Here is a 15,723-nt window from a genome sequence, read left to right as displayed (position 1 = left end):
CGCGCGCCAGGTTGTGCCATCGCTGCTGCGCTCATACGGCCTCCCGTCGCTTGATTTCGATTTCGATGTCGGTCTGGATCTGGTGCCATTCGCGCAGGAACTGGCGCCGCGCCAGCTCGAACAGGCCCAGGCCGGTGAGCATGACGAAGGCCGAGCCGAACCAGCTACCCGGACTGCGCGCGTTGAGCGTGGCGCCCAGGAAGGTGAGCTCGTCTCCCAGCGCGGCATTGAGCTGCAGGTGGTAGACCATCTCGATCATGGCGCCCGCGCCCACCAGCACGACCAGGGCCAGCAGGCCCAGCGCCAGGTAGCTCGTCCAGACCCGGCGCAGCATGCCGTAGGCGGCCACGCGCACGTTCATCATGATCAGACTGGCCACGCCACCGGGCGCGTACATCACCATGAACAGGAAGATCAGGCCCAGGTAGAGCAGCCAGGCCTTGGTGAATTCCGACAGCAGCACGAAGGCCAGCACCATGAGGATGGCGCCGATGATGGGCCCGAAGAAGAAGGTCGCGCCGCCCAGGAAGGTGAACAGCAGGTAGGCCCCCGAGCGTGCGCCTCCGACCACTTCAGCGGTCACGATCTCGAAGTTCAGCGCCGCCAGACCGCCCGAGACGCCGGCGAAGAAGGCCGCGATCACGAAAGCGAGATACCTCACCATCTGGGTGTTGTAGCCCACGAACTCGACGCGCTCGGGGTTGTCGCGCACGGCGTTGAGCATGCGCCCCAGCGGCGTGCGGGTGAACGCGAACATGAGCCCGGTGCAGACGAAGGTGTAGACCGCGATCAGGTAGTAGAGCTGGATCTGCGGCCCGAAGGTGATGCCCAGCGGCCGGCCGCCGGTCACGCGGTTGCCCGAAATCCCGCCTTCGCCGCCGAAGAACTCGGGGAACATCAGCGACATGGCGTAGACCAGTTCGCCGATACCCAGCGTGATCATGGCGAACGGGGTGGCGGCCTTCTTGGTCGTGACCCAGCCGAACACGATCGCGAAGGCCACGCCCGCCAGGCCACCGGCGATCGGCACCAGGCTGACTGGCAGCGGGAGGTGGCCATCGCTCACGACATTGAGCGTATGGATTGCGATGAAGGAGCCCAGCCCCGAGTACACCGCATGGCCGAAGCTGAGCATGCCCCCCTGCCCCAGCAGCATGTTGTAGGACAGGCAGACGATGATGGCGATGCCCATCTGGCTCAGCAGGGTCTGGCTCAGACTGCTGGTAAACACCATCGGCGCGCCCAGGAGCACCAGCGCGTACAGGCTCCAGACGATCCAGCGACCGACATTCAAGGGCTTGAACTGGTAATGCGATTGGCTCGGCATGTTCAACCCTCCCTGGTTCCGAGCAGGCCCTTGGGCCGGAAGATGAGGATCAGCACCAGAAACACGTAAGGCAGGATGGGCGCGATCTGGCTTATCTTGAGTTTCCAGAGCGCCCAGCCGAAGGTCTCGGGGGTGAGCGTGAGACCGACCACACCGGCGAGGTCGACCAGCGCCTTGTCGATGCCCACCGCGAAGGTCTGGATGATGCCGATCAGCAGCGAGGCGACGAAAGCGCCCGAGAGCGAGCCCATGCCGCCGACCACCACCACCACGAAGATCACCGAACCCACCGTGGCCGCCATGCCGGGTTCGGTGACGAAGGCATTGCCCCCGATCACGCCGGCCAGGCCCGCCAGCGCGGCGCCCCCGCCAAAGACCAGCATGAACACACGCGGCACGTTGTGGCCCAGGGTCTCCACCGTTTCCGGGTGGGTGAGCGCGGCCTGGATCACCAGGCCGATGCGCGTGCGCGTGAGCAGCAGCCAGATGGCGATGAGCATGAGCACGGCCACCAGCATCATGAAACCCCGGTACATCGGGAACTGGGTGCCGTAGATGGTGAACAGCGGGCCGGAGAGGAGCTCGGGCACGCGGTAGTCCACCGAACTGGTGCCCCAGACGAGCTGCACCATCTCCAGGATGATGAAGCTCAGGCCGAAGGTGATGAGCAGTTCGGGCACATGGCCGAACTTGTGCACCCGGCGCAGGCAGTACTTTTCGAACACGGCGCCGAGCACCCCCACCAGCAGAGGCGCGAAGAACAACGCCGGCCAGTACCCAACCAGCTCGGTCGTGCTGTAGGCGAAGTACGCGCCCAGCATGTAGAAACTGGCGTGTGCGAAGTTGAGCACGCCCATCATGCTGAAGATCAGCGTGAGCCCCGAACTCAACATGAACAGCAGGAGCCCGTAGCTCAGGCCGTTGAGCAGGAAGATGGTGAAGAATTCCATGGAAGTGGCAGGCAGAAGAAACAGAAAAGCCCGTTCACCCTGAGCGAGTCGGAGGGAGAACGGGCTTCGACTGGGCCTGACCCAGACCCGTCGAAGGACTCAGCCCGAACGGGGCACGCGGGCCCAGGATTTCAGGAGGGTCGCTTCATGTCGCAGCTGGTGGGGGTACTGGCGACATATGGTTCCATCTGCTTGACGGGCGCGAAGGTGTACCCGGTGTTTTCCACGCTGTAGGGGTTCTTGGCGTCGGCCTTCTGCCACTTGGTCACGAACAGCGACTGTTGCAGCTGGTGGTCGGTCTTGCGCATGGTCACTTCGCCGGCGAAGCTCTTGAACGACAGGCCTTCCATGGCGGCGGCCACCTTGACCGGGTCGGTGCTCTTGGCCTTGGCGAACGCGGCGCTGAGCAGGTTGATGCCGTTGTAGGTGGCGTAGGTGTAGTAGTCGTCGTTGAACTTCTTCTTGAACTCGGCGGCCATCTTGCCGATTTCGCCGCTGTGGTTCGCATGGCCGTAGGCGATCACGTAGACCTCGCCTTCACCGCCGGCTGCCAGCGCCGTCGGGGTGCCGGTGACGCCGGAGTAGTAGGTGTACATCGGCAACTTCAGCCCGGCGTCGTTCAACGCCTTCACCAGCAGCGTCAGGTCGGCGCCCCAGTTGCCGGTGACGACGGTATCGGCGCCGGACTGCTTGATCTTGGCGACGTAGGGGGCAAAGTCCTTCACCTGGCCGATGGGGTGCAGATCCTCGCCCGCGATCTTCACATCGGGCCGCTTGCGCTGGATGCCCTCCTTGAAGTATTTGGCGACCTGCTGGCCATGCGAATAGTTCTGGTTGATCAGGTAGACGTTCTTGACCTTGGGCTGGTCCTTCATGAAGGTGGTCAGCGCTTCCATCTTCATGGTGGTGTCGGCATCCAGGCGGAAGTGCCAGTAGTCGCACTTCTCGTTGGTCAGCGCCGGGTCCACCGCCGCGTAGTTCAGGTAGATCACTTCCTTGCCAGGATTGCGCGCGTTGTGCTTGCTCACCGCATCCAGGATGGCGGCCGCCGCGCCCGAACCGTTGCCCTGCGTGACATAGCGAAAGCCCTGATCGATCGCCGCCTTGAGCGTGTTCAGGCTTTCCTGCGGCGAGCCCTTGTTGTCAAAGCCCACCACTTCGTACTTCACGCCGGCCGGGTTCTTGGCGCCGGACAGCGTCTCGGCGGCGAACTGCCAGCTCTTGAGCTGGTTCTGGCCCACGTTGGCAAAGGGCCCGGAGAGTGGGTCCATGAAGGCGATGCGGACCGTCTCGCCCTTCTGGGCGTGGGCGGCCAGTGCGCAGGCGATCAGGGAAGCGGCGGTCAGGCTCTTGATGGCGAAATGCATGCTTGTCTCCAGTTGGTTGTGGGATCGCCTTGCAGCTTACAAGCCTGCTGCGGCGCAGCACTCAGGGATACTCCCTAGGGGGTATCGCAAGGGCGACTGCGTCGCCCTTTTCGTGTCCGGTCGGTGACTGTGTCCCGACCAGACAGCCGCTTCAGACACCAGGCAGCACATAGTCCTTGAGCTGCTGGCGCAGGGTCATCTTCTGCATCTTGCCGGTGGCCCCCAGCGGAATGGCATCGACGAAGACCACGTCGTCCGGAATCTGCCATTTGGCGGTCTTGCCTTCGTAGAACGCCAGGAGTTCCTCGCGCGTGACCTCGGTGCCGGGCTTCTTCACCACCACCACGATGGGCCGTTCGTCCCACTTGGGGTGGCGCATGCCGACGCAGGCCGCCATGGCCACGGCCGGGTGGGCCATCGCGATGTTCTCCACGTCGATCGAGCTGATCCATTCGCCGCCGGACTTGATCACGTCCTTGCTGCGGTCGGTGATCTGCATGAAGCCGTCGGCGTCGATGGTGGCGACGTCGCCGGTGGGGAACCAGCCCTGTCCCTGCGCGTCGTACTGCAGCGGGTCTCCCCCTTCGCCCTTGAAGTAGCTGGCAATGATCCAGGGACCGCGCACCAGCAGGTCACCATAGGCCTTGCCGTCCCACGGCAGCTCCTTGCCGGCCTCGTCGACGATCTTCATGTCCACCCCGAAGACCGCCCGGCCCTGCTTGAGCCGCACCTTGAGCTGGTCGGGAGCCGGCAGCACGAGCTGCGCATTCTTGAGCGTGCAGACCGTGCCCAATGGCGACATCTCGGTCATGCCCCAGGCATGCAGCACCTCCACGCCGTAGGTGTCGTTGAACGCGTTGATCATGGCAGGCGGGCAGGCCGAACCACCGATCACCGTGCGCTTGAGCGTGCTGAACTTCAGGCCGCCCGCCTGCATGTGGCCCAGCAGCATCTGCCACACGGTGGGCACGCCCGCGGCCATGGTCACCTTCTCCGCCTCGATGAGTTCATAGACCGATTTGCCGTCCAGCGCCGGGCCGGGGAACACCAGCTTGCAGCCCACGGCAGCGGCCGAGTACGGCAGGCCCCAGGCGTTGACGTGGAACATCGGCACCACCGGCAGGATGCTGTCGCGCGCCGAGCAGCCCAGCGCATCCGGCAGCGCCGCGCCATAGGCGTGCAGCAGCGTGGAGCGGTGCGAGTACAGCGCCGCCTTGGGATTGCCGGTGGTGCCGCTCGTGTAACACATGCTGGATGCCGCGTTCTCGTCGAAGCTGGGCCAGGCGTAGTCGGTCGGTTGCTGGCCCATCCAGGCCTCGTAACTCAGAAGGCCGGGAATGCCACTGTCCGCGGGCAGCTTGTCGGCGTCGCACAGGGCAATCCAGTGCTTCACCGTGGTGCACTTGGCGGCCACGGCCTTCACCAGCGGCAGGAAGGTCATGTCGAAGCAGACCGCCTTGTCCTCGGCGTGGTTGACGATCCAGACCAGTTGCTCGGGGTGCAGTCGCGGGTTGAGCGTGTGCAGCACGCGGCCGGTGCCGCTGACGCCGAAATACAGTTCCAGATGGCGATAGCCGTTCCAGGCCAGCGTGGCCACGCGATCACCCATGGAAAGCCCCAGGCCATCGAGCGCGTGGGCCACTTGGCGCGCACGGCGGGCAACCTGGCCCCAGTTGCTGCGGTGGAGGTCGCCCTCGACACGGCGGGACACGATCTCGGTGCTGGCGTGGTGCCGCTCGGCGTGCACGATCAGCGAGGAAATCAGAAGGGGTTGGCTCTGCATCTGGCCCAGCATGGGGGTGTCTCCTGTCGGTAGGTAATGGGAAGCGGCATCATGTTAGCGGGTTGCACCCCACAACCATGCAAGGGTTTACTTGATGAACTTTCCGTCGGCGCCAGTGATGGTCTGCCTTGCAGGGTGCCTGGATGTTTGCGTTGGCCCCGCGCCGATTAGCCCTGCGCCACCGAGGTTGCATCGACGCGGCGACAATGCCCCGATGAACACTTCCGTGGATCCGGCCGTCGACCTGGGCATGGTCTGGCGCAACCGCTTTGCCACCCTGGGTGAAGCGTTTTTCACCCTCCAGCAACCGACGCCCCTGCCCTCTCCCGTCTGGGTCGGCACCAGCCCTTCGGTCGCCCGCCTGCTGGGCCTGGAACTGCAATGGCTTGCGTGCCCGGCCGGTCTGGGGGCGTTCACCGGCAACCTGCCGATCGCCGGCACGCAACCCCTGGCCAGCGTCTACAGCGGGCACCAGTTCGGCCACTGGGCGGGACAACTGGGCGACGGCCGCGCCATTCTGCTGGGCGAGGTGGACACGCCTTCGGGCCCGCAAGAGGTGCAACTCAAGGGTGCCGGCCTCACGCCCTACTCCCGCATGGGGGACGGGCGCGCGGTGCTGCGCAGCTCGATCCGCGAGTTCCTCTGCAGCGAGGCCATGCACGCGCTGGGCATCCCCACCAGCCGCGCGCTGTGCGTCACCGGCTCGCCCGCGCCGGTGCGGCGCGAAGAGATCGAAACGGCGGCCGTCGTCACGCGCGTGGCGCCCAGCTTCATCCGCTTCGGGCACTTCGAGCACTTCTCGCACAACAACCTGCACGGCGAGTTGCGCCAGCTGGCCGATTTCGTCATCGACCACCACTACCCGGCCTGCCGCGACGCCCCGGGCAATCCCTATGCGGCACTGCTGGAAGCCGTGAGCGCGCGCACGGCCGAGATGGTCGCGCAATGGCAGGCCGTGGGCTTCTGCCACGGTGTGATGAACACCGACAACATGAGCATCCTGGGCCTGACCATCGACTACGGGCCCTTCCAGTTCCTCGATGCGTTCAACCCCGGGCACATCTGCAACCACTCCGACCCCGGTGGGCGCTACGCCTACAACCGCCAGCCCAACATCGCCTACTGGAACCTGTTTGCGCTGGGTCAGGCCCTGCTGCCCCTGATGGACGACCAGCAGCAGGCGCTGGACGCCCTTGAACCCTACAAAGCCCTGATGCCGGGGGCGTTGCAGCGGCGCATGAACGCCAAGCTGGGCCTGGAGCGCGTGGAAGACGGTGACACCGAACTGACCGACACGCTGATGAAACTCATGGCCGCCGACGCGGTGGACTTCACCATCTTCTGGCGCCGCCTGAGCCAGGCGGCCGATGGCGCGATCGATCCCGTGCGCGATCTCTTCCTGCAGCGCGAGGCCTTCGATGCCTGGGCCCTGCGCTGGCGCGAGCGCCTTGCCGCGCAATCGGGCTTCGACGCTGGCGCCACGCGCGCGCGCATGCTGCGCACCAACCCGCGGGTGGTGCTGCGCAACCACCTGGGCGAACTGGCCATCCAGCGCGCCAAGGCCGGCGATTTCAGCGAAGTCGCGCGCCTGCAGAACGCGCTCGAACACCCGTTCGACGACCTCCCCGGCCAGGACGATCTGGCCACCTTCCCGCCCGACTGGGCCAGCGAGATCGAGATCAGCTGTTCATCATGAGCACCCACCCCGAGGAGACCCCCATGAGCTTTCCGATCCAGAAAACCGAAGCCGAGTGGCGCGAACTGCTGGCCGCCAAAGGCGCGGAGCCACGCGCCTTCGACATCACCCGCCACGCCCAGACCGAACGGCCCTACAGCGGCAAGTACGAACAGGTCTGGGCCGACGGCAGCTACCACTGCATCTGCTGCGGCAACACCCTGTTCGACGCGAACACCAAGTTCGACGCCGGCTGCGGCTGGCCCAGCTTCTCGCAGGCCGTGCCGGGCGCCATCACGGAGATCACCGATCGCAGCCACGGCATGGTGCGGGTGGAGACGGTGTGCAGCCAGTGCGGCGCGCACCTGGGCCATGTCTTCGAGGACGGCCCGCAACCCACCGGCCTGCGCTATTGCATGAACTCCGCGTCGCTGGAACATCAACCCGGGAAGGACTCTGCATGAAGGCCGACAACATTCTCCAGACCATCGGTCGCACGCCGCACATCCGCATCCAGCGCCTGTTCGCGGGTGCGTCGCAGCCGGTGTGGGTCAAGTCCGAGCGCAGCAACCCGGGCGGTTCGATCAAGGACCGCATCGCGCTGTCCATGGTGGAGGACGCCGAACGCTCGGGCGCGCTTCAGCCCGGCGGCACCATCGTCGAACCCACGTCCGGCAACACCGGCATCGGCCTGGCCATGGTCGCGGCGGTCAAGGGCTACAAGCTCATCCTGGTCATGCCCGACAGCATGTCCGTCGAGCGCCGCCGCCTGATGCTGGCCTACGGCGCGAGCTTCGACCTGACCCCGCGCGAGAAGGGCATGAAGGGCTCGATCGCGCGTGCCGAGGAGATTGTCGCCAGCACCCCCGGCGCATGGATGCCCCAGCAATTCAACAACCCGTCCAACGTGGATGTTCACGTGCGCACCACCGCAGAGGAGATCGCGGCCGACTTTCCCGAGGGGATCGATGTGCTCATCACCGGCGTGGGCACCGGCGGACACATCACCGGCGTGGCCCGCGTGCTCAAGGCGCGCTGGCCCCGGCTCAAGGTGTTCGCGGTGGAGCCCACCGCCTCGCCCGTCATCTCCGGCGGCCAGCCGTCACCCCACCCCATCCAGGGCATCGGCGCGGGCTTCATCCCGAACAACCTCGACACCGCCCTGCTCGACGGCGTGATCCAGGTCGACGCGGAACCCGCGCGCGAGATGGCGCGGCGTTGCGCGCGCGAGGAAGGCATCCTGGTCGGCATCTCCTCCGGTGCCACGCTGGCGGCCATCGCGCAGAAACTGCCCGAATTGCCGGCCGATGCCGTAGTGCTCGGCTTCAACTACGACACTGGCGAGCGTTATCTGTCCATCGAAGGCTTTCTCCCGGCATGAAACCGCTCCAAGACATCCGCCTGTCCATGCTCGATCTGGTGGCCGTGCGCGAAGGCGGCACGGTGGCCGACGCCCTGGCCATTGCCCTGCGCACCGCGCAGCACGCCGAGTCGCTCGGCTTCACGCGCTACTGGCTCGCCGAGCACCACAACATGAGCGGCATCGCCAGCTCGGCCACTGCCGTGCTGATCGGGCACATTGCGGGCGGCACGCAGCGCATGCGCATCGGCTCAGGCGGCGTCATGCTGCCCAACCACGCGCCGCTGGTGGTGGCCGAGGCCTTCGGCACCCTGGCCGAGCTCTACCCGGGGCGCATCGACCTGGGGCTGGGCCGTGCGCCCGGCACCGATCCGCACACCATGCGCGCGCTGCGGCGCGACCGGGTGGAGACCGAGGCCGACTTCCCGCGTGACGTGGCCGAGCTGCAGCACCTGCTGGGCCCGGCCGCGCCCGGCCAGCGCCTGGTCGCCAACCCCGGCGCGGGTACCAATGTGCCGATCTGGCTGCTGGGGTCGAGCCTGTTCTCGGCGCAACTGGCGGCCGAGCGCGGTCTGCCCTACGCCTTTGCCTCGCACTTCGCGCCGCGCCTGCTGCTGCAGGCCCTGGACGTGTACCGCACACACTTCAAACCCTCGGCCACGCTGGCAGAGCCCTATGCCATCGTCGGCGTGCCACTGATCGCTGCGCCCACCGACGACGAAGCCGAGTATCTGGCCAGCAGCACCTACCAGCGCGTGCTGGGTATCCTCACCGGACGGCGCGGCCAGTTGCCGCCCCCGGTGAAGGACTTCATGCAGGGCCTGCACCCGCAGGAGCAGGCGGCGATTGCCGACTTCCTCGCCGTCGCCGTGATTGGCGGGCCGGACACGGTGCGCGAAGGTCTGGCGTCCCTGGCCCAGGTCACCCAGGCCGACGAGTTCATGCTTGTGAGCGACGTCTTCGATCCCGCACTGCGACTGCGCTCGATGACCCTCACGGCCGAGGCGATGGGCGCACGGCAGCCGATCGCAGATCCCGCATGACCGGAGCACCCGCGGCACCGGCTTTGCCGGGCTGCGGGGTGAGCCCCCTGAGGGGGGTGACGCCGCAGGCGGCGCGGGGAGCCTACTGCCTGATCATCTGCATGATCTGCCCCGCGTCCAGCGTGGCCGCCTTCTGACGGATCTGTGGCAGGTACTGCGTCTGCATCTGCTTTGCCGGGCCCAGCAGATCCTGGAAGGTGTGTCTGAGCAGTTCGGTGCTCATCACACGACCACCGGCGTAGTAGCGCCTGGCGACCTGGCCCAGCGCGTAGGTGGTGGCGAACGAGAACGCCATGCCCGTGGCCGCTCCGCCCAGACGCCCCACGCTGCGCCCGGCGGCCTTGCCGAGCAGCCCACCCAGCAGCTTGCGGCCGAACTGCTCGAGGTACTGCGATGTCAGCCCAACGCCCACCGCGGCAATGAACTCGCGGATGTGGCCCTGGTCCAGCTCCACGCCATGCGCCTTGCCGATGCCGTACACCATCTTCACCTGCAGCGGAATGATGGCCATCGAGGCCCAGGACTGCGGCAACAGCTCCAGCGCGCCGTTGAGCAGCGCGTGGTTGAGGATGGACTTGTCGAGCTCGGCGCCCGTGGCCGCAGGGACTTGCGCAGCCGGCGCCGTTGAAGAAACCGGCACCACCTGCTCCGCCGCTGCCACGATCGCATCGGCCTGGCGCTCGAATGCCACAGTCTCTCCGGCGTCCAGTTGCAGGCGGGCCTTGAGGTCGGCCAGGAACGCGCTCTCGGCGGGGCTCTGCCGCCCGTCGGCATCGCACACGCACACGGCCATTTCATAGGCCAGCTGCCGTTGCCCGGCGTCCGACAAGCCGCGCGTGGCCTCATCCAGCGTGACGCGCTTGAGCAGCACATCCTGATACAGCCGCACCAGCCCGATGCCACCGGCTTCGGGTGCCAGCGAATCGGCCAGCCGCCGGATCGCGTCGCGCTCGCTGTCGGCCTTGTGGCCATCGGCGAACGCAGCCAGCAGGGCGACGGTAAGGATGGACTGTTGTTCCTGCGGACTCATGTGCGGCGATCTCCCGGGGTGGTGGATGGTGAAGACGAATCGGTTCTGCTGGCACGATAGAGAGCCTCTGGGCTTCGGCAAGTTCCATGGGCCCCCAATGCCCCGCTGCGGGGCGGCAGCGGTCCCAAGCCCGATAATCCGGCCATGCGTTTCCTTATCGACTTCTTTCCCATTGCCCTGTTCGTGGTTGCCTACAAGATGGCCGACATCTACACGGCCACCGGCGTGCTGATGCTCGCCACCTTGCTGCAGACCGGCATCATCTACACGATCGACCGCAGGCTGCAGACGCTGCACAAGGTCACGCTGGTGCTGGTGCTCGTGTTCGGCGCGCTCACCCTGCTGCTGCAGGACGAGCGTTTCATCAAATGGAAGCCGACGGTGCTCTACGCCAGCATGGCCATCGTGCTTGCCGCTGCGCTGTGGATCTGGAAGAAGAACTTCCTGCAGATCCTGCTCGGCAGCCAGCTGGATCTGCCCACGGATGTCTGGGCACGGCTGACGGTGGCGTGGATCGCGTATTTCTTCTTCATGGCCGGCATCAACGCCTATGTGGCCGCGTATTTCTCGACCGAGTTCTGGGTCAACTTCAAACTCTGGGGCTATGTGTTCCCGGTGGTCTTCATCGTTGGCCAGGGGCTCTACATCTCGCGCTACCTGAAAGACGACACGGCGGAGAAGAAGCCATGAGCGGCAGCGTGCCCACCGCCGGGGCGATCGAGGCGTGCCTGCGTGAACGCCTGGCGCCGGACACGCTGGAAGTGATCGATGAAAGCGCCGCACATGCCGGCCATGCGGGCGCCAACGGACTGGGTTATGGCACCCATTTCCGCGTGCGCATCGGTGGGCCCGCGTTCGTCGGCAAGAGCCGCGTGGCGCAGCACCGCCTTGTGTATGATGCGCTGCAAAAATTCACCGACGCGGGCCTGCACGCGCTGGCCATCGAGATCAGGACCTGACGGCTGGCCGCGACCCGTTCCGTTCGCTACGTTCTGATACCTGTTCGCTGAAACCCGGCCCCGTGCTGCGGCTCCAAACCTTTTTCATTCCAAGGATCACCATGAAATTCTCCCTGACGGCGCTGACCGCGGCCGTGCTCATCGTCACCGCCCCCTGGGCCGCCGCGCAGAACGTGGCCATCGTCAACGGCAAGGCTGTGCCTACCGCGCGCCTGGCGGTGCTCGAGCAGCAACTCGCGGCGTCGGGCCAGCCGGTGGACGACTCGGTGCGCGCGCGCCTCAAGGAAGAAGTGGTGCTGCGTGAGATCTTCATGCAGGAAGCCGACAAGCGCGGCATCGGGGCCACCGACGAATACAAGAACCAGATGGAACTGGCGCGCCAGACCATCATGATCCGCTCGCTGTTTGCGGACTACCAGAAGACGAACCCGGTGACCGATGCCGACATCCAGGCCGAGTACGACAAGTTCGTGGCAGCCAACAGCGGCAAGGAATACCGCGCACGCCACATCCTGGTAGAGAAGGAAGAGCAGGCCAAGGCCATCATCGCGCGCCTCAAGAAGGGCGCGAAATTCGAGGACATCGCCAAGAAGCAGTCCAAGGACCCCGGCTCTGGTGCCAACGGCGGCGATCTGGACTGGGCAGCCGCGGCCAGCTATGTGCCCGAGTTCTCCGAGGCCATGGTCAAGCTGGACAAGGGCCAGCTGACGCAGGACCCCGTGAAGACCCAGTTCGGCTGGCATGTGATCCGCGTGGACGACGTGCGCAGCGCCGAACTGCCCAAGCTCGAGGACATCAAGCCGCAGATCGCGCAGCAGATGCAGCAGCAGAAGCTGGCCGACTTCCAGAAGACCCTGCGCGACAAGGCCAAGGTCGAATAAGCCTTCCCCTGCCCCATCTAAGAAGCGCGGCCCTGTCGCGCTTTTTTTGTTGCCGTCCCGGACAGGATCAGAACACCTGCAGCCCGAGCCAGATCAATCCCATCAGCACCGGTTGGTGCACCAGGTAATAACTCAGGCTCCAGCGGCCCAGTGTCACCAAGGCACCGCGCGCACCGCGCGCCTGTACATCGGCGACGCCCAGCCCCTGCGGCCAGCGGCGCAGCGCCCACTGCCCGGCAGCCAGGCCCCACCACACCACGCCCAGCCAGGGCACGAGCGGGACGTAGTCTTCCGTGATCGGCTTGCGGCTGATCAGGCCGAGCCAGTTGAGCGCGGGGGTGTTGAGCACCTCCAGCGCGGGCCAGGCGACCAGCGCGTGTGGCACCGCGAACTTGAGCCCGACAGCCAGCGCCCCCAGCACCCAGAGCCAGGCACCCCAAGCCGCCGTGGCGCGAGCGACGACCAGCATGACGGCGATGCCCTGCAGCACGCCGAAGTAGATGAAGCTTTGCGGGAACACCAGCAGCGAGCCGGCAGTGACCAGCAAGGCCGCTCCCACCACCTGCAGCCAGCGCTTCCAGAAGCGCGCCCAGGTCTGGCCCTGGTGCACGGCCACGGCCTGGGAAAGGCCGGCGGTGAACAGGAACAGGCTCACGATCGCCGTGCGCTGCCAGGTCCAGAACGGATCGCGGTAGAAATCCTCGCGCATCAGCCCGAAGAAGTTGAGGTCGAAGCAGAAGTGGTAGGCCGTCATCCACAGCATGGCAGCCGCGCGCAGCAGGTCGATGCGGTCGAGGCGTTGCGCGGACACGGGCTGCCTCAAGCCGAAGCGCGGTGGATGCCCAGCAGCAGGTCGGCCAGACCCGCGGGGTCGCTCACCATCGGGTCGTGACCGGTGGCCATTTCCAGCACCTGCCAGCCCGGTTCGGCGCGCACCCGCGCGCGCGCCGGTGCGATCGTCGGCAGCGCGGGCGATGTGCAGTCGATGAAGCTGCGGGGCACGGCGGCCACGCGCGCGCCATCGAAATCCAGGGGTTGCTGGTACAGCCGGAAAGGCTGCGGCGTCTGGCGGCGGTTGACCCAGTCGCGGTCGGCCCCCGCAAGACCGAAGACGCTGGCATCCGGTGGCGGAAAACTCAGGCCGCCGCTGGGTCTGGACGCGTCGATGCGGGCCTGCTTCGTGTCGGCCGAATGGTGGCTGCTCCAGCTGTCGCCCGGGTACGGCACGGCCGCGTCGAGGTAGACCAGATGCGCCAGCGTACCGGGGCGCTCGCGCTGCAGGCGATCGGCGACGCCCGTGACCACCATGCCCGCGTAGCTGTGCCCGACCAGCACCAGCCGCTGCACCTCCTCGGCCTCGATCAGTCCGATGACGTCCTGGACGTGGGTGTGCAGGTCGATGTCGGGCGACATCAGGTGGGCGCGCTCGCCCACGCCGGTGAGCGTGACGGCATGCGCGTCCACGCCGGCACCACGCAGCAGCGGCAGCACGCGGCGCCAGCACCACGCGCCGTGCCAGGCACCGTGCACGAGCACGATGGCGGTGTGGGCAGAGTTGGGACTTGGGGACATCAGCGTTCTCCGGGACGGCATCGGTCGTTGGCTGTGCCGATTCTGCACGCTCGCGACCAGGTCGCCCGTACGAACGCCCCCCGAGGCGCCGCTGCCGAGGGCGGACGCTCAGATGTAGGCGTTGACGGGGGGCGCGTGCCGCATGTGCAGCGACAGCCCCAGCGCGGCCATGTGGTTGCTGTTGCGGCCCAGGATGGTCTGCGACAGGGGCAGGAACTCGGCCTCCTCGAATGCCGCATGCGCGCGGTAGCTGCTGACCAGCGTGTGCACCTCGTCCAGTTCCAGGCTGGCATCGTGCCCCTTGGCGACCCGTTTGAGATCCTTCTCCAGCCCTCTCCAGAGCGCCTCGATGACACGGTGCTCCTGCGTGAGGCGATCCACCATGGCCTGCACGTGCGCGCGCTCTTCACCAGCCTGCGCGCTGGCGAGCACCGCCGGGAACAGGTCGCGCTCCTCGTCCAGATGGTGCTCGAAGATCGCCTCGCGGAAAAAGGCCAGCGACTGCGCCGCGATCTGGCGAGCCTGGGCAGCGGGTTCGATCAGCGCGGGCAACTGGTCCAGTGCCTGCAAGCGGCGCAGGATGCCGACATGGCAGCCGGCGAAGCCCTCCAGCGGGCTGGCGTCCACGGCGGTCGCGGTCTCGGGGGTCAGGGTGTTCACGGCAACTCCTTGGCGCCCGGCGGGATGCTTGCCGGGCTGTCTGGCCAGTCTAGGCCGGCGCGCCCAGGACGCCTTGACCCAGGTCAAGGGATGGCAATCAGCGGTGGGCCACCAGCTCGAACAGGTCGCGCTCCGCTTCGGTGCCCGAGGCGTAGAGCACGCGGCGCTGCATCTTCACATACCGCTTGACCGTCGGTGCGTACCAGATCAGGTAGTGGATGCGCACCGGCTCGATGTTGGCCATGATCGGGCCACCGCTCGCGCTGCGGCTGCTCCAGACCTCGACCTTGTGCGCCTGGAAGCGGCCGGCCGGCACGGTAACGCTCTCCCGGCCCACCACCTTCGCCTCCGAGTGCCACTGCGACCAGCTGGGCGGCACATCCGGTGTGGCAAAGCCACGCAGCGTGCCCAGGCGGTCCAGATCGGCGTAGGCGCCCAGGTAGGGACTGAACTCGTTGCCGATCTGGCCCCAACTCATGAACATGGGCCTGGCGCCGACGGAGTGACGCACATCGCTGGCCAGGCCGTCGGCGCGCAAGCCTTCGGTGACCACGTCGTTGGCCACCGACTGCACCGCGATGACGATGCTGCGCTTCGGGCTGGTCGGCCATTTGCCGCTGGTGCGGTAGGTCCAGCTCTCGCCCACCCGGGGCTTGCCGGCGTCGGCCGCGCTGGCGGCGGTCTCCGGGGCGGGCGTGGCCGGTGGCCTCGCCGCGACCTCGGGTGCGACCGCAGGCGCACTGCGCGCCGCCACCGTGAGCGTCTTGCGCACCGTCGCCGCCGCGTTGCGGGCGATCAGGGTGAAGGTCGTCGTATCGTCCAGGGCCACGCTGACACAGTCCTTGGCCACGCTCTCGCCCACCGCCAGCGCGCCCGGCCGCGGAACCAGCGTGAGCTGCTCCACCTGGGTAACCGAGTAGCACAGGCGCACGCCAGCGGGGTCGGCCTGGGCCTGGAACGCGCGGATGGCAGGCGGTGCGGGCCTGGGAGCAGGAGCAGGAGCAGGAGCAGGAGCAGGAGCAGGAGCAGGAGCAGGAGCAGGTGCAGGAGCAGGAGCAGGTGCAGGTGCAGGTGCAGGTGCAGGTGCAGGTGCAGGTGCAGGTGCAGGTGCAGGTG

Annotated in this window: 16 protein-coding genes; 7 read left to right on the top strand and 9 right to left on the bottom strand. The window is 66.9% G+C overall.

Going from position 1 to position 15,723, the window contains the following annotated elements; all coding sequences use genetic code 11:
- Positions 1-31: 31 nt before the first annotated feature.
- The 4 genes from K5880_RS19440 to K5880_RS19425 all read right to left on the bottom strand — a co-directional run bounded on the left by K5880_RS19440 (position 32) and on the right by K5880_RS19425 (position 5,439).
- On the bottom strand, positions 32-1,327 hold the full coding sequence (locus tag K5880_RS19440; protein ID WP_297656275.1) for a branched-chain amino acid ABC transporter permease: 1,296 nt from the start codon (positions 1,325-1,327) through the stop codon (positions 32-34).
- A gap of 2 nt (positions 1,328-1,329) precedes the next feature.
- The gene (locus K5880_RS19435; RefSeq protein ID WP_297656273.1) at positions 1,330-2,277 is read right to left on the bottom strand and encodes a branched-chain amino acid ABC transporter permease; all 948 of its coding nucleotides are present in this window, start codon (positions 2,275-2,277) and stop codon (positions 1,330-1,332) included.
- 131 nt (positions 2,278-2,408) lie between these two features.
- The gene (locus K5880_RS19430) at positions 2,409-3,644 is read right to left on the bottom strand and encodes a branched-chain amino acid ABC transporter substrate-binding protein (RefSeq protein WP_297656271.1); all 1,236 of its coding nucleotides are present in this window, start codon (positions 3,642-3,644) and stop codon (positions 2,409-2,411) included.
- A 151-nt stretch (positions 3,645-3,795) separates the two neighbouring features.
- Complete coding sequence (locus K5880_RS19425) at positions 3,796-5,439, bottom strand: 3-(methylthio)propionyl-CoA ligase (RefSeq protein WP_297656269.1); 1,644 nt, start codon at positions 5,437-5,439, stop codon at positions 3,796-3,798.
- Positions 5,440-5,641: 202 nt separating this feature from the next.
- Between K5880_RS19425 and K5880_RS19420 the strand changes: the two genes are divergently transcribed.
- From K5880_RS19420 to K5880_RS19405, 4 genes are read left to right on the top strand one after another with little or no spacing between them, the layout of a single operon-like run.
- Positions 5,642-7,123: a protein adenylyltransferase SelO gene (locus tag K5880_RS19420; protein WP_297656267.1), complete on the top strand. Its 1,482-nt coding sequence runs from the start codon at positions 5,642-5,644 to the stop codon at positions 7,121-7,123.
- A gap of 23 nt (positions 7,124-7,146) precedes the next feature.
- A complete protein-coding gene (gene msrB, locus K5880_RS19415) occupies positions 7,147-7,566 on the top strand; it encodes a peptide-methionine (R)-S-oxide reductase MsrB (RefSeq protein WP_297656265.1) in 420 nt (139 codons plus the stop codon).
- Positions 7,563-8,483: a cysteine synthase A gene (cysK, locus tag K5880_RS19410; protein WP_297656262.1), complete on the top strand. Its 921-nt coding sequence runs from the start codon at positions 7,563-7,565 to the stop codon at positions 8,481-8,483. The genes msrB and cysK overlap by 4 nt, the downstream gene beginning before the upstream one ends.
- Positions 8,480-9,505: an LLM class flavin-dependent oxidoreductase gene (locus K5880_RS19405; RefSeq protein WP_297656259.1), complete on the top strand. Its 1,026-nt coding sequence runs from the start codon at positions 8,480-8,482 to the stop codon at positions 9,503-9,505. Before cysK ends, K5880_RS19405 begins: the two co-directional genes overlap by 4 nt.
- Positions 9,506-9,587: 82 nt before the next feature.
- Here K5880_RS19405 and K5880_RS19400 read toward each other — a convergent pair whose 3' ends face one another.
- Complete coding sequence (locus tag K5880_RS19400; protein ID WP_366883275.1) at positions 9,588-10,535, bottom strand: DUF533 domain-containing protein; 948 nt, start codon at positions 10,533-10,535, stop codon at positions 9,588-9,590.
- A gap of 144 nt (positions 10,536-10,679) precedes the next feature.
- On the opposite strand from K5880_RS19400, the gene K5880_RS19395 reads away from it, so the two are divergent.
- The 3 genes from K5880_RS19395 to K5880_RS19385 all read left to right on the top strand — a co-directional run bounded on the left by K5880_RS19395 (position 10,680) and on the right by K5880_RS19385 (position 12,375).
- A complete protein-coding gene (locus K5880_RS19395) occupies positions 10,680-11,225 on the top strand; it encodes a septation protein A (RefSeq protein ID WP_297656253.1) in 546 nt (181 codons plus the stop codon).
- Entirely contained in the window at positions 11,222-11,494 is a 273-nt protein-coding gene (locus K5880_RS19390) for a BolA family protein (RefSeq protein ID WP_297656249.1), read from the top strand. The genes K5880_RS19395 and K5880_RS19390 overlap by 4 nt, the downstream gene beginning before the upstream one ends.
- A gap of 101 nt (positions 11,495-11,595) precedes the next feature.
- A complete protein-coding gene (locus K5880_RS19385) occupies positions 11,596-12,375 on the top strand; it encodes a peptidylprolyl isomerase (RefSeq protein WP_297656247.1) in 780 nt (259 codons plus the stop codon).
- 67 nt (positions 12,376-12,442) lie between these two features.
- Here K5880_RS19385 and K5880_RS19380 read toward each other — a convergent pair whose 3' ends face one another.
- The 4 genes from K5880_RS19380 to K5880_RS19365 all read right to left on the bottom strand — a co-directional run bounded on the left by K5880_RS19380 (position 12,443) and on the right by K5880_RS19365 (position 15,538).
- Positions 12,443-13,186, bottom strand: a complete 744-nt coding sequence (locus K5880_RS19380) for a heparan-alpha-glucosaminide N-acetyltransferase (RefSeq protein WP_297656244.1) — start codon at positions 13,184-13,186, stop codon at positions 12,443-12,445.
- An 8-nt stretch (positions 13,187-13,194) separates the two neighbouring features.
- On the bottom strand, positions 13,195-13,947 hold the full coding sequence (locus K5880_RS19375; protein WP_297656241.1) for an alpha/beta hydrolase: 753 nt from the start codon (positions 13,945-13,947) through the stop codon (positions 13,195-13,197).
- Positions 13,948-14,055: 108 nt separating this feature from the next.
- Positions 14,056-14,607 (bottom strand): hemerythrin domain-containing protein, encoded by a 552-nt coding sequence (locus K5880_RS19370; RefSeq protein WP_297656238.1) that lies wholly within the window; start codon positions 14,605-14,607, stop codon positions 14,056-14,058.
- Positions 14,608-14,704: 97 nt separating this feature from the next.
- Positions 14,705-15,538, bottom strand: coding sequence for a hypothetical protein (locus K5880_RS19365; protein WP_297656235.1), 834 nt, complete (start codon positions 15,536-15,538; stop codon positions 14,705-14,707).
- Positions 15,539-15,723: the final 185 nt, after the last annotated feature.

Origin of the sequence: Hydrogenophaga sp., from assembly GCF_025699295.1 — a bacterium.
Taxonomy (GTDB): domain Bacteria; phylum Pseudomonadota; class Gammaproteobacteria; order Burkholderiales; family Burkholderiaceae_C; genus Hydrogenophaga.
The sequence above is the reverse complement of the archived record's forward strand: the minus strand, read 5'-3'. Positions and strand labels throughout refer to the sequence as shown.

What these genes read in the sequence shown, in the direction of transcription:
- K5880_RS19440 (WP_297656275.1), bottom strand. Translation starts at nt 1,327, where the DNA reads ATGCCGAGCCAATCGCATTACCAGTTCAAGCCCTTGAATGTCGGTCGC.
- K5880_RS19435 (WP_297656273.1), bottom strand. Translation starts at nt 2,277, where the DNA reads ATGGAATTCTTCACCATCTTCCTGCTCAACGGCCTGAGCTACGGGCTC.
- K5880_RS19430 (WP_297656271.1), bottom strand. Translation starts at nt 3,644, where the DNA reads ATGCATTTCGCCATCAAGAGCCTGACCGCCGCTTCCCTGATCGCCTGC.
- K5880_RS19425 (WP_297656269.1), bottom strand. Translation starts at nt 5,439, where the DNA reads ATGCTGGGCCAGATGCAGAGCCAACCCCTTCTGATTTCCTCGCTGATC.
- K5880_RS19420 (WP_297656267.1), top strand. Translation starts at nt 5,642, where the DNA reads ATGAACACTTCCGTGGATCCGGCCGTCGACCTGGGCATGGTCTGGCGC.
- msrB (WP_297656265.1), top strand. Translation starts at nt 7,147, where the DNA reads ATGAGCTTTCCGATCCAGAAAACCGAAGCCGAGTGGCGCGAACTGCTG.
- cysK (WP_297656262.1), top strand. Translation starts at nt 7,563, where the DNA reads ATGAAGGCCGACAACATTCTCCAGACCATCGGTCGCACGCCGCACATC.
- K5880_RS19405 (WP_297656259.1), top strand. Translation starts at nt 8,480, where the DNA reads ATGAAACCGCTCCAAGACATCCGCCTGTCCATGCTCGATCTGGTGGCC.
- K5880_RS19400 (WP_366883275.1), bottom strand. Translation starts at nt 10,535, where the DNA reads ATGAGTCCGCAGGAACAACAGTCCATCCTTACCGTCGCCCTGCTGGCT.
- K5880_RS19395 (WP_297656253.1), top strand. Translation starts at nt 10,680, where the DNA reads ATGCGTTTCCTTATCGACTTCTTTCCCATTGCCCTGTTCGTGGTTGCC.
- K5880_RS19390 (WP_297656249.1), top strand. Translation starts at nt 11,222, where the DNA reads ATGAGCGGCAGCGTGCCCACCGCCGGGGCGATCGAGGCGTGCCTGCGT.
- K5880_RS19385 (WP_297656247.1), top strand. Translation starts at nt 11,596, where the DNA reads ATGAAATTCTCCCTGACGGCGCTGACCGCGGCCGTGCTCATCGTCACC.
- K5880_RS19375 (WP_297656241.1), bottom strand. Translation starts at nt 13,947, where the DNA reads ATGTCCCCAAGTCCCAACTCTGCCCACACCGCCATCGTGCTCGTGCAC.